The sequence below is a fragment of the Acidovorax radicis N35 genome (assembly GCF_000204195.1).
In the GTDB taxonomy this organism is placed as follows: Bacteria; Pseudomonadota; Gammaproteobacteria; order Burkholderiales; family Burkholderiaceae_C; genus Acidovorax; species Acidovorax radicis.
Genome location: NZ_AFBG01000018.1, coordinates 205,853 through 217,692, shown reverse-complemented (window position 1 = coordinate 217,692; position 11,840 = coordinate 205,853). Strand labels below are relative to the sequence as shown.

The 11,840-nt window shown below is 66.2% G+C and carries 15 protein-coding genes; 8 read left to right on the top strand and 7 right to left on the bottom strand.

Annotated elements, in window-relative coordinates:
* Positions 1–61: 61 nt before the first annotated feature.
* Positions 62–385: an ArsR/SmtB family transcription factor gene (locus tag ARADN35_RS0106595; RefSeq protein ID WP_010460349.1), complete on the bottom strand. Its 324-nt coding sequence runs from the start codon at positions 383–385 to the stop codon at positions 62–64.
* Positions 386–595: 210 nt separating this feature from the next.
* Here ARADN35_RS0106595 and ARADN35_RS0106590 point away from each other — a divergent pair, with 210 nt between their 5' ends.
* Both ARADN35_RS0106590 and ARADN35_RS0106585 read left to right on the top strand, forming a co-directional pair.
* Positions 596–913: a DUF2322 family protein gene (locus tag ARADN35_RS0106590; RefSeq protein WP_010460347.1), complete on the top strand. Its 318-nt coding sequence runs from the start codon at positions 596–598 to the stop codon at positions 911–913.
* Between the two features lie 144 nt (positions 914–1,057).
* Positions 1,058–1,519 carry an SRPBCC family protein gene (locus ARADN35_RS0106585; protein WP_010460346.1) on the top strand — a complete coding sequence of 154 codons (462 nt, stop codon included), beginning with the start codon at positions 1,058–1,060 and terminating at the stop codon, positions 1,517–1,519.
* Between the two features lie 138 nt (positions 1,520–1,657).
* Here the strand turns inward: ARADN35_RS0106585 and ARADN35_RS0106580 are convergent, their stop codons facing one another.
* Positions 1,658–2,440: a transporter substrate-binding domain-containing protein gene (locus ARADN35_RS0106580; RefSeq protein WP_010460342.1), complete on the bottom strand. Its 783-nt coding sequence runs from the start codon at positions 2,438–2,440 to the stop codon at positions 1,658–1,660.
* Positions 2,441–2,856: 416 nt separating this feature from the next.
* Between ARADN35_RS0106580 and ARADN35_RS0106575 the strand changes: the two genes are divergently transcribed.
* Positions 2,857–3,105: a hypothetical protein gene (locus ARADN35_RS0106575; protein WP_010460340.1), complete on the top strand. Its 249-nt coding sequence runs from the start codon at positions 2,857–2,859 to the stop codon at positions 3,103–3,105.
* A 143-nt stretch (positions 3,106–3,248) separates the two neighbouring features.
* Here the strand turns inward: ARADN35_RS0106575 and ARADN35_RS0106570 are convergent, their stop codons facing one another.
* Positions 3,249–4,511, bottom strand: a complete 1,263-nt coding sequence (locus ARADN35_RS0106570; RefSeq protein ID WP_029413554.1) for a phospholipase D-like domain-containing protein — start codon at positions 4,509–4,511, stop codon at positions 3,249–3,251.
* Positions 4,512–4,691: 180 nt separating this feature from the next.
* On the opposite strand from ARADN35_RS0106570, the gene ARADN35_RS0106565 reads away from it, so the two are divergent.
* On the top strand, positions 4,692–5,618 hold the full coding sequence (locus ARADN35_RS0106565; RefSeq protein ID WP_010460336.1) for a M23 family metallopeptidase: 927 nt from the start codon (positions 4,692–4,694) through the stop codon (positions 5,616–5,618).
* A gap of 75 nt (positions 5,619–5,693) precedes the next feature.
* The gene (locus ARADN35_RS0106560) at positions 5,694–6,230 is read left to right on the top strand and encodes a pseudouridine synthase (protein ID WP_010460335.1); all 537 of its coding nucleotides are present in this window, start codon (positions 5,694–5,696) and stop codon (positions 6,228–6,230) included.
* A gap of 10 nt (positions 6,231–6,240) precedes the next feature.
* On the opposite strand, the gene ARADN35_RS0106555 is transcribed toward ARADN35_RS0106560, so the two are convergent.
* On the bottom strand, positions 6,241–6,954 hold the full coding sequence (locus ARADN35_RS0106555; protein WP_010460333.1) for a glutathione S-transferase family protein: 714 nt from the start codon (positions 6,952–6,954) through the stop codon (positions 6,241–6,243).
* Positions 6,951–7,559: a glutathione transferase GstA gene (gstA, locus tag ARADN35_RS0106550; RefSeq protein WP_010460331.1), complete on the bottom strand. Its 609-nt coding sequence runs from the start codon at positions 7,557–7,559 to the stop codon at positions 6,951–6,953. The genes ARADN35_RS0106555 and gstA overlap by 4 nt, the downstream gene beginning before the upstream one ends.
* Before the next feature lie 126 nt (positions 7,560–7,685).
* Here gstA and ARADN35_RS0106545 point away from each other — a divergent pair, with 126 nt between their 5' ends.
* Positions 7,686–8,576: a LysR family transcriptional regulator gene (locus tag ARADN35_RS0106545; protein WP_010460329.1), complete on the top strand. Its 891-nt coding sequence runs from the start codon at positions 7,686–7,688 to the stop codon at positions 8,574–8,576.
* A gap of 220 nt (positions 8,577–8,796) precedes the next feature.
* On the opposite strand, the gene ARADN35_RS25990 is transcribed toward ARADN35_RS0106545, so the two are convergent.
* Positions 8,797–9,822 (bottom strand): saccharopine dehydrogenase family protein, encoded by a 1,026-nt coding sequence (locus tag ARADN35_RS25990; RefSeq protein ID WP_010460328.1) that lies wholly within the window; start codon positions 9,820–9,822, stop codon positions 8,797–8,799.
* A 92-nt stretch (positions 9,823–9,914) separates the two neighbouring features.
* Between ARADN35_RS25990 and ARADN35_RS0106535 the strand changes: the two genes are divergently transcribed.
* On the top strand, positions 9,915–10,553 hold the full coding sequence (locus ARADN35_RS0106535) for a TetR/AcrR family transcriptional regulator (protein WP_010460326.1): 639 nt from the start codon (positions 9,915–9,917) through the stop codon (positions 10,551–10,553).
* 117 nt (positions 10,554–10,670) lie between these two features.
* Entirely contained in the window at positions 10,671–11,258 is a 588-nt protein-coding gene (locus tag ARADN35_RS0106530; RefSeq protein ID WP_010460325.1) for a dihydrofolate reductase family protein, read from the top strand.
* Positions 11,259–11,340: 82 nt separating this feature from the next.
* On the opposite strand, the gene ARADN35_RS0106525 is transcribed toward ARADN35_RS0106530, so the two are convergent.
* Entirely contained in the window at positions 11,341–11,778 is a 438-nt protein-coding gene (locus tag ARADN35_RS0106525; protein ID WP_010460322.1) for an Lrp/AsnC family transcriptional regulator, read from the bottom strand.
* Positions 11,779–11,840 lie beyond the last annotated feature (62 nt).

Here is an 11,840-nt window from a genome sequence, read left to right as displayed (position 1 = left end):
GCCGGGCTGGAAGGGTGATGGCGGTTCTGCATGGTGTTTTCGGTGGCGTGGAGTTGCGCAGTCATTGGTCCATGCGTCCCAGCAGGTTCTCGAGGTCATCCAGGCGCTGGTTCCAGAAGCCGGCATAGACGCTCATCCAGTCCACCAGGGGCGCCAACCCTTCGCGCCGCACCTGGTAGTAGGTTTCACGCCCCGCTCGGCGGTCTTCCACCAGCCCCGCGCGTTTGAGCACGGCCAGGTGCTTGGACACCGCAGGTTGCGAAATGTGGGAACGCCCCGTCAGCACATTCACGGTCTGCTGCCCCTCCCGGGATAGCTGCTGAAAGATGGAACGGCGCGTGGGGTCCGACAACGCCGCGAAGGTCAGGTCTTCAGGGGATTTCACAGGATATAACTCATTGGCTATGGATGACGAATAATAACCAAATGGCTATGAATTGGTCAACCCTCCACAAAAAGATGCAGGCGCGCTGCGCGGAACACGGCATGGTTTGTGCGGCGCACCGGGGCGGCACGACAATGCAGGCCCACACGACCCATCCATCCGCTGCGGGCCGGGGAATCCGCCCGTGGCACCCACCCTTTGTCCTTGCCCATGAATTTCGCAGACCGCCTCAAGCAACTCCCCACCGCCAGCCACCTCGCCGCACTGCACCTGCTGGGCGCGGGCGATCAGGTGCTGGCCACCATCGAGAACAAGCCCGGCCAGACGGGCTCGCTGGTGGTGTACGCCGCGCTGGCGGCGTTGTATGGCGGCCGTATCACGCCTGCGGCCGCCACCCTGGGGCTGGAGTGGTATGCCGAGCACGTGGCCGATGCGCAGGCGTTCCCAGGCAAACACCCCAACATCGACCGGCTGCTGGCCTGGGCACGGGGCAGCGAGAGCTTCGGGGTCCGCACGGTTTCAGCCTGAGACAAAAAAATCCGCTGTGCCAGCGGCAGGCTGTCGAAAATGCGCAGGCCCGTTCGTCGTAGGGGTGTGAACACGTTGAATGAGCGATATCGTTTGGCGGTTCACGCTTTCATCCACCCCTGATTTCCCCCAAGGAGACCCAGCATGACCACCCACACCACCACCGGCACAGTGACCCTGCACCGCGTGCTGCGCGCCCCGGCCGAGCGCATCTACCGCGCCTTTCTGGACGCCGACGCCATGTGCAAATGGTTGCCACCGCACGGTTTTACCGGCCGCGTGCTGAGCCTGGATGCGCGCGTCGGCGGCACTTACCGCATGCAGTTCACCAACCTGAGCAGCGGCGGCACGCACGCGTTTGGCGGCGAATATGTGGAACTGGTGCCGGGCGAGCGCATCGTGCACACCGACCGGTTTGACGACCCCAACCTGCCGGGCGAGATGCGCACCACCATCCAGCTGAAAAAGGTGATCGTGGGAACCGAGGTGTCCATCGTGCAAGCGGGCATTCCAGCGGTGATACCCACCGAGATGTGCTACCTGGGCTGGCAGGAGTCACTGCAGTTGCTGGCGCTGCTGGTGGAGCCGGAGATTCCGGGGGAATAAGCCGTCTCACGCCGGGCAGCGAGCGCTGCCCAAGGGCAAGGCGGGCGGGCACCACCACAGGTATTGCATTGCGCCGCCCGCCTTCTGTTTCAGTGGTTTGGCCGGGCCTCCGCCCACCGCCACGCCCTCGTCAACCGCTTACTTCAACCACTTGTCAGCGGCTTGCTTGATGGTGCCCCGGCTGTCCACCAGGCCCCACACAAAGCCCATCACCCGCACATAGTCAGCGTCGTCGGTGGGCAGCATGAAGCCCAGGTAGTTCTTCGGGGTCAGCGGCGCATCGACGAACGCGGCGTGCAGGCGCGGGTCGGCCTTGGCGTAGTGCAGGGCTTCGTAGGTTTCGGTGATCATCACGTCGCCCTTGCCCTCGGCGATCAGCGCGGGGATCTCGGCGTTCTTGTCGTGCGTGCTGACCTGGGCGGTTTTCAGGTTGGCCAGCACATAGGTTTCGTTGGTGCCGCCGGGGTTCTTGATGACGCGCACGGTGGGCTGGTTCATGGCGTCCACGCTGGTGTATTTGGCCTTGTCGGAGGCGCGCACCAGGGCCACTTTGCCAAAGGGAGCGTAGCCGGGCAGCATGTCAAAGATGCGCATGCGATTGACGTTGCGGGTGATGCCGCCCACCGCCACGTCAAACTTGTCGCCCTGCAGGTCCTTCACCAGGTTGGGCCAGGTGGTGGGCACGTATTCGATCTTCACACCCAGCTCCTTGGCCATGGTCTCGATCACGTCGATGTCGTGGCCGCTGTAGCCCGCGTCGGTCTTGATGGCAAACGGGCGGTAGTCGCCGGGCGTGCCCACGCGGATGACCTTGGCCTCCATGATCTTGTCGAGCCGGGGGCCGGCTTGCGCGGCCTGGCTGAAGGCAAGGCATGCCGCCACGGCGGCTGCGGCAACGGCGAGGGTTTTCTTGGGGATCATTTCGAGGTTCTCCAGAGGATGAGGGACGGCTTGGCGAACGGACTGCCAACACATGAGATCGCGCATCAGATGCACAGACCCATGTGCCGGCCACCAGAATCGCAATCAACATTACAGCAGGCCCCAGGGCAAAAAACCTGGGGGCATGCACGGATGTGGTCGCACATGGCGCCGTGGCGGGCCACGGCCAGCGTTCACGGCCGTTTGCAGGCGCTTGCGAGCTTCAGCGCCACCACCCTCCACGCAACGCAATCGGCGTGCCATGCAGGCCGCACAGCACCGGTGCCAATGCGTTCTGGCACCGCCCTTGGAAACGCTCTATTTTTTATAGCGCATTGCGCTTATCCAATAAGCGCTACACGCCCATTTCTTTTCAAACTGGGTTACCCTGCCCAGTTCAGCAACAAGGATTCGCCATGAAAAAACTCAACGTCACCATCCAACTCGAAATGACTGTGCCCGACGACTGGGAGCTGGCGGACACCTCCGAAGGCACGCCCGTCATCAAGCTGCCCGATGGCAAGTACATGGACATCGCCATCGAACCGCTGTTTGCGGCCGACCCTGAAGACCTGTGGGCCAGCACCGAAGACGAGGACGTGTTGGACGACATCCTCGACATGGTGGACAGCGAAGCGGTGACGTACGAGTTTGTGACGCACTGATCCGCAAGGCGGAAATGCCCGCTGGGGTGCAACGACCCCGGTCGGCGTATCAGCCGCCACGCGTCACAACTAGACAACTACACTTTTTATCGCACCTGGCGTCTCGACCACAAGCGCTAGCAGCGGATTTCATTCAAGCATCGTCACAACTGCGACCGCATCCAGCCCGTCAACATCTCGTACACCTTCTCCCGCAGCGGCCGGTCTCGCCAGGCCTCGTAGGTCACGCGGCGTGACCGCTTGAGGTCGTCTTCAAACACCTGTGTCTGGCGCTGCGCAAACATTGCATCGTACACATTGAGGTTGGCCTCATCGTTCAGGCGGAACGACCGGTTGTCAAAATTGGTGGAGCCCACCGACACCAGCAGCTGGTCCACGATCATGACCTTGCAGTGGTACATGGTGGGCCCGTATTCATAAATCTCGGCGCCCGCCTGCAGCAGCGAGCCCCAGGTGGCGCGGGATGCGGCCTTTACGGTTTCGGTGTCGGTGTGTTCGCCAGGGGTCACCAGGCGTACGCGCACGCCGCGCGCCAGGGCGTCCATGAGCAGTTTGTGGGTCAGTTCATCGGGCACGAAATACGCTACCGACAAATCCAGGCTGCGCTCGGCCGCCGTGATAGCCAGGTGGTACATGAGCTGCATGCTCTCGCTGCCGCTCGATGGCGAGCTGGAGAACATCTGCGCCTTTTGCGTGCCCGCCGCAGCGATGGCCGGAAAATACGCCTCGCCATGCAGCACCTTGCCGGTGACCTTGAGCCAGTTGTCCAAAAACGTGGCCTGCATCTGCGCCACGGCGGGGCCACGCACCAGGTAGTGCGAGTCGCGCCAGTGCTCCGGGTCTTGCGCGTGGCCCGTCCACTCGGGCGCAATGCCGACCCCGCCGGTAAAGCCCACCTGCCCATCCACCACCAGCAGCTTGCGGTGCGTGCGGTTGTTCAGGCGCGCCAGGTTGTACCAGTGCGGTTTGTGGAATTTTTCGATCTGTACCCCGGCCTCTTTCATCTCGGCCAGGTAGCTCTCTTCCATCTTGGCGCTGCCCACCCAATCAAGCAGCACGTGCACGGGCACGCCGGCGCGGGCGCGTTCGCTCAGGGCGTCGGCAAACTGCTTGCCGATGTCGCCCGACCAGTAGATGTAGGTTTCGAAGGTGACGCTCTTTTGCGCGGCCTGGATGGCGGCCAGCATGGGCGGAAAGATCTGGTCGCCATTGAGCAACTCGGTCACCTCGTTGCCACCCACGATGCCCGGGCCCAGCAGGCTGCCCAGGGCGCGTTCGAACTGAGGGTGGGCGGTGCTGTACAGGCGCGGCAGTTGTTGCTGCACTTTTTTCTCGCCCGCCGTGAAGTTGAGCGCCAGCAACACCAGTGCGCCCGTGGCCAGGGCCGTGAGAAGAACAGTGAGCATGGTGGAACGGCGGCGGTGGGCGGCTTTCGGCATGGCGCGATGGTAGGCGGCGCCCTGTGGGCGCAATGTAGGCGGACACCGCCAACGCCGGGGGCACAATTGCCGGTGTTGGTCGCGACAGCGGTCGCGTCACCCCCGCCCCCCAAACACATCCCGCTGCATATTTGCCGTTGCCCTGCCGTGTCTGAATCTGCCCGCCCTGCCCTCTTCCACCCCGCCATCTCCATCAACCGCCGCAGCGCCCTGGTGGGCGCGGCGGGCCTTCTGGCGCAGCCCGCCATGCTGGGACTGCTGCACGCCAAGCCCTTGCCACCCGCGCCCACGGTGTGGCCCCAGGCGCTGCAGGTGCCGGGAGGCGTGGCACGGCTGTCGCTCGGGCCCGCGGCCACGCGGCCGGTGGCGCAGGTGCGCCAGGGTGATGTGGATGTGCCGCTGCGGGTGGTGGGCGATGCCATCGAATGGACGGCCATCGTGGGCATCCCGCTGGCCGCTACGCCCGGCGATGCGTTCATCACTGTGTTGGCCGACGGCGGCGGCAGCCCGCGCCTGGTGCACTACACCGTGGCACACAAGCAGTACAAAGAGCAGCACCTGCAGGTGTCGCCGCGCACGGTGGACCTCTCGCCCGAGGACCAGGCACGCTACGAGCGCGAGCGCGACCACCAGGCCGGGGTCATGGCCACCTTCACCGAGCAGCCTGCGGGCCAGGCGCAGCCATCACTGCGCATGCGCGTGCCGGTACCAGGGCGGCGCTCCAGCTCGTTCGGGCTGCGGCGCGTGTTCAACGGCCAGCCACGCAATCCGCACAGCGGCATGGACATCGCCGCCGCCACGGGCACCCCCATCGTGGCGCCGCTGCCGGGCCGCGTGGTCGACGTGGGCGACTACTTTTTCAACGGCGGCACGGTGTGGCTGGACCATGGCCAGGGCTTGCTGACGATGTATTGCCACCTGAGCAGCATGGACGTGCGCGTGGGCGATGTGCTGCAGGCGGGCGAGGCCTTCTGCAAGGTGGGCGCCACCGGCCGCGTGACCGGCCCGCACCTGCACTGGGGCGTGATGCTGAACCGCACCATGGTGGACCCGGCGCTGTTCATCCCCGCATAACTACCATTTTGATAGCTGCTTGCGCTTGATGGACAAGCGCCAGCGGCCAATTTCATTCAAAACATCACTCCCCGCATGACCTCGCGCCTGATCCGCTTCAACAAACCCTATGGCGTGCTGAGCCAGTTCACCGCGGAAGGCAAGTGGCAGGGCCTCAAGGACTACATCGACCTGCCCGGCGTGTATGTGGCGGGGCGGCTGGATGCCGACAGCGAAGGGCTGCTGCTGCTCACGAACGACGGCCCGCTGCAGGCCCGCATTGCCGACCCGCGCTTCAAGATGGAGAAAACCTACTGGGTGCAGGTGGAAGGCATCCCCAGTGATACCGCGCTGGCCGCGCTGCGCAGCGGCGTGGTGCTGAACGACGGCCCCACCCTGCCCGCCCGTGCACGCCTTCTGGAGCCCGCGCCTGCCGTGTGGCCGCGCAACCCGCCCATCCGCGAGCGCAAGGCCATCCCTACCGCGTGGATCGAACTCGTCATCCGCGAAGGCCGCAACCGCCAGGTGCGGCGCATGACGGCCGCCGTGGGCCACCCCACGCTGCGGCTCATCCGCGCGGCCATCGGGCCCTACACGCTCGACGGGCTGGCGCCGGGCACCTGGGCCGATTGAATCGAGGCAGCTACGCCGCCACGGTATCCATGCGGCGCGACAGTGCCGATCCACGCGCACGCAGGAAGGCACGCAGCCCCTCGGCATAGTCCGCGCCCACGGCCTGCTGCACCGAAGCGCGCGCGGCCAGCGCAGCGCGCCAGTGCAGCACACGCGGCAAGCCTTGCCAGAGCCCCAGGTCATCCACGCCCGGCAACGTGTCAATGACGTCGAAGTACCGGAACACGGGGCCGAACACCACGTCCACCATGCCGAAGTCCAGCCCCGCAAAGTACGGCCCCGGCCCGCTGAATTCACCCAAGGCATCTTCAAGCTGCACGAAGCGGCTACGCAACTCCTGCGCGCGGGCCTGCAGCGCGGCTTCATCCGGCGCAACGTAAAAAGCGCCGATGGTGTTGAGCACCGTGGAGCCAAATTCCATCCACGCACGGTGGCGGGCGCGCTGCAGCGGGTCCTGCGGGTGCAGTGTGGGCATGGCGACCTCGTCCAGGTACTCGCAGATCACCGCCGACTCGAACAGGCTCTGGCCGCGCACTTGCAGCACGGGCGTCTTGCCCAGCGGCGAGAGGGCCACGAACCAGTCGGGTTTGCGCGCCAGGTCAATGGTGCGGCGCTCGAACGGGAGTCCCTTCTCGTGCAGCACGATGGCCACGCGCTGCACATAGGGGCACAGTGCATGCGAGACCAGCGTGAGCGCTGGCACAGCGGCCACCTCTGCGCTCACGATGCCAGCCCCTCGGCACGCAGCGCGGCCTGCACCTGCGGGCGGGCCGCCACGCGCGCCATCCAGGCCTGCAGGTGCGGGTAGGCCGTGAGCGGCATGCCCAGCAGGTGGGACCAGTTGACGATGGTGAAGCCATACGCATCGGCCACGCTGTACGCGCCCGCCAGGAAGTCGCTGTGCGAAAGCACGCCATCCATCTCCACAAAACGCGCGGCCAGCTTGGCCTTGGCGGCCTGGCGCGTGGAGTCGGCCGTCTCCTTGTGCCACAGCCAGGGGCTGAAGCCCTTGTGCAGCTCGGTGCTGATGAAGGTGAGCCATTCCAGCACGGCCAGGCGCTCGCGCGAGCCGGGCTTGCCGATCAGCGCCTGCGCCGGGTCCAGGTCGGCCACGTACTGCAGCAGCGCCGCGCCTTCGGTGTGGCGCGACTGGTCGGCCAGCTCCAGCAGGGGCACATAGCCACGCGGCGAAATGTCGAGGTAGCTGGCACCGGTCTCGGTGGTGTGGTGGGCCAAATCGACCTTGACCAGGTCGAAGGGAACACCCACCTCGCGCAGGGCGATGTGGATGGCCAACGAGCAGGCACCGGGGGCGTAGTAGAGCTTCATGGGGGCAGGTCTTTCTGTGCAAAAAAGAAGGTGGGAGGTGTCGCCCCTTGGCACCCATCGGTACCTATTTGTATGCGGCGACAGGCAGAATTTATGATTGCATCAACGCAAACAAAATACGCATCTATGAAATCATCCATTGCACCTGCGCAATACCAACTGGGTGCTGCCGAGCTGGAGGTGCTGCTGGCCATGGCGCGCACCGGCACGCTGGCGGCGGCCGGGGAGCGGCTGGGCGTGGACGCGTCCACCGTGTTCCGAGCCATCCAGCGCATCGAACGTGGGCTGGGGCAGCCGCTGTTCGAGCGCTCACGCGCGGGCTACCGCGCCTCTGAGCTGGCCCAGGCCCTGGCAGAGCAGGCAGAGCGTGTGGAAGCTGCCCTGGAGGCCGCCCGCACCGCCGCGCAGACGCAGCCCGAGCAGGTCTCGGGCACGGTGCGCATCTCCACCACCGACACCATCCTGCAGGGCCTCATCGCCCCCGCCCTGCAGGTGCTGCAGCCCCGGCACCCGGCCCTGGTGTACGAACTGCATGCGGGCAATGAACTGGTGAGCCTGACGCGGCGCGACACCGACATCGCCGTGCGCGCCACAAAACGCCCGCCACAGCACTTGGTGGGACGGCAACTGGGCATGATCCGCTCGGCCCTGTACACGGCGACGGTGAACGCGGTGGCGATGTCGGAGGTGGAAGCCGGCCGTGCAGCCTGGGTCGCGCCCGACGATTCCATGCCCGACCACCCCTCGGTGCGCTGGCGCAAAAAGCAGTACCCCAAGGTGCAGCCCACCTACCGTGTGAACAGCCTGCTCACCGTGCTGGACCTGGTGGCCCGGGGCGCGGGCGTGGGCGTGCTGCCCACCTTCCTGGCCCAGGGCCGCAGCGACCTGCGTCCGCTCACCGGCTCGCTGCCCGAGTGCGACAACGAGCTGTGGCTGCTCACGCACCCGGAGTCGCGCCACCTGCGGCGCATTGCGGCGGTGTATGGGCATCTGGCGGACACGGTGGCGCTGCCCTGAGAACCTGTTCAAAATCTTTTCGGGGGTCGCGCTGGAGTGCAATCGGGATGAGTGGATGCCTTGGATGCGCCGCATGGGCTCATGCCCATGCAAGCAGCTGGGGCGTCCAATCGCCCGATTTCACGCCAACCCTTCGGGCAAGTGCCTTGCCGGGCGGTCTGCGGCGTTGCGGCGCTTGCGCGACCCCGAAGAGATCTTGAACAGGTTCTGAGGGCCTGGATCAAGCAGGCAAGGCCTCTCCAAACATCTCCAGCGCCGTGCCATGCAATGAGCGCAGCAGATCCACCGGGTCCACCGCCTGCGCCACGGCCAGCGCGCCGCTGTGTGCGTACGCAGGGGCAAGCAGGCGCTGGGCCACCTCGACCACAATGGGCGCCGTCACAGCGTAGATGTCCTGCCCGCGGACGCCAGCGGTGCGGGTCTGGCCACCCTGCACCAGCTGCACCATCAGTTCGAAGCGCTGCGCAGAGCGTCCGCTGTCGTCCGTGGCGGTGGGGGGCGGGGTGCCGGTGTCGCGGATGTCCTGCAGCGCCGAGCGGTTGAGCAGCGAGCGGATGTGGCCCACCGGCAGGTGGTGGGCGATGGTGATGACCTCGCTGAACGGGATTTCGACCATGGCCTGGCTGCCCAGGGGTGCGGCAAACGCCCAGTCCGGCACGTGCTCAGAAGGCACCAGCGGCACCAGGCGCCCGTGGGCCACCACCTGGCGCGGCACGGTGTTGCGCTCGCCCGTCTTGCGCGTGCCGGCCGTGGGCCACCAGCGGTCCAGCCCGATCGCCACGGTGATCTCGTCGATGGCGCCGGCAGATGCCAGTGCGCTGGCCAGCAGGTCGGCCAGACCGCCATAGAAGGCGGCTGCCGGAATCACCACCTTGCCCGCAGCGCGGGCCGGAGCATCGAAATCGGCCAAGCTGGCCTGCGCACTCGCCTGCTCCGCTGTCACATCGATGTAGTGGCAGCCTGCCCGCAGCGCGGCCTGCGCCACCGGGGCAGCCGTGTCGAGAAAGGGGCCCGCGCAGTTGATGACCACGGCGCAGCCGGCAAAGGCATGTTCCAGGCTGGTGGGGTCGGCCAGATCGGCGACGCGCCGGGGCACGCCTGGCGCAAACACCTCGTCCAGCCGGGCGGCGTCGCGCCCCACGGCCACCACGGGCAGCCCGCGGCGTTGTGCTTCCCGCACGACAAATTGGCCGGTGTGGCCGGTGGCGCCGTAAACGGCGATGGGGCGGTGTTGTTGCGGGTTCATGGTCATCCTTTGCGTTGGGTGGGTGGTTGAAATTAACGATACAGACCTGTCTGTTTGTTGAAGATTACAGACAGGTCTGTATCATGTCAAGCATGCGCACCACAAATTCACGTTCCACCAGGGACTTCTCCCCCACCAGCGGCCCGGCCCCGGGGACCGAGCCCGCCGCCGATGTCCGCAGCCGCATCCTCGACACCGCGTCCCGGCTGTTCTACGAACGCGGCGTGCGCGCCGTGGGCGTGGACCTGGTTGTGCTGGAAGCCGCCGTGGCCAAGACGAGCCTGTACCGCTACTTCCCCACCAAGGACGATCTCATCGTGGCCTTCCTCGAGCGGGAGGATGTCGAGTTCTGGGACCAATGGGACAGCGTGGCGGCCCAGTTCGCCGACGACCCCGCCGGTGAACTGGAGGCCCACATGCGCTGGATTGGCGAGCGCCTGGCCCGCTCCAACTACCGGGGCTGCCCCCAGATCAACGTGGCCGCCGAGTTCGCCGAGCAGGACCACCCTGCACGGCACGTGGCGCGGCGGCACATGCAGGCGCTGCGGGGCCGCCTGCACGAGGTCGCGGTGCGGTTGAAGGCACCCCACCCCGAGCAGCTGGCCGCCCAGCTTGCGGTGGTGGTGAACGGCGCATTCGTGAGCGCCGGACTGCTCAGCGCCGAAGAAGCCACCGGCGTGCTGGTAGCTGCCGTGCAGGCCCTGCAGGCCGGTGCCCGCAGCCCGGGCTAACCCCGGCCTGACATCTGCTGCCAGGCCGTTGTCAGCAGCCCCTCTCTACAGTGACCGTGCCCGCTTCGCCTGCACCGGGCCAGCGAACGTACCCACCCTCAGAGAGGAGCCCCCACCATGCCCCCGCAAGGCAACCACACCCACCCCGGCAAGACCCAGTTCTACGGCGCATCCAGCCTCGACGGTTTCCTCGCCACGCCCGACCACGACCTTGGCTGGCTGCTGCAGTTTGGCGAGATCGAGGGCTCCAGCTACCCCGCTTTCATCCGCGACGTGGGTGCGCTGGCGATGGGCTCGCACACCTACGAATGGATGCTCCGGCACGCCATCGACGCAGGCCAGCCTTGGCCCTATGCGCAGCCGACGTGGGTGTTCAGCTCGCGCACGCAGCGCGCCATCCCGGGTGCCGATGTGCGCTTTGTGCAAGGTGATGTGCGGCCGGTGCACCAGGCCATGGTGCAGGCCGCAGCGGGGCGCAATGTGTGGATCGTGGGCGGGGGCGAACTGGTGGGGCGGTTTTATGACGCGGGCCTGCTGGACGAGCTGATCGTGCAGATCGCACCCGTCACGCTGGGTGCGGGCAAGCCGTTGTTGCCGCGCCGGATCGCACAACCGGCGCTGCGCATGCAGTCGGTCGCAACGCTGGGCGGCCTCTTTGCGGAACTGAGGTACGAGGTGCCGCCAGCCCCACAACGCAACCCATAGCCGCAGTCTTAAAGCTATTATTTTTATAGCTACTTGCGCTTATCCATCCAGCGCCAGTGGCTCTTTTGATGCAAAAATCAGCTCAATCCAGCGGCACCGCCTTGTTCACGGGGTGCGACAGCACCAAGGAGGTCGAGACGCTGCCAAACGCCGCCAGCGCATCCACCACGCGCTCCAGGTCGGCGGGCTGGCCGAAGGCACAGCGCACCACAAAGCAGTCTTCACCCGTCACGCGCACGGCGTCCAGCACTTCGGGCAGGGACTGGAAAAGCTGCACATAGCGCGGGATGTGTTCGTGCGTGGTGCGCACCCGCACCACAGCCTGCAGGCCCAGGCCCACGGCGGCCAGGTTGATGCGGGCCGCATAGCCGGCAATCACGCCCGCGTCTTCGAGCTTCTTCACGCGTTCGCTCATCGCGGGCTGCGACAGGCCGATCTGCTTGCCCAGCGCCGACAGGCTTTGCCGCGCGTCGTGCTGCAGGGCCATGAGGATCTGTCGGTCTTTTTTGTCCAGCTCCACGGCCGTGCTTCCTTTGTTTTCTTGCGATGAGTTCAAGGTTTGGAGGACCGATTTCCGATGAG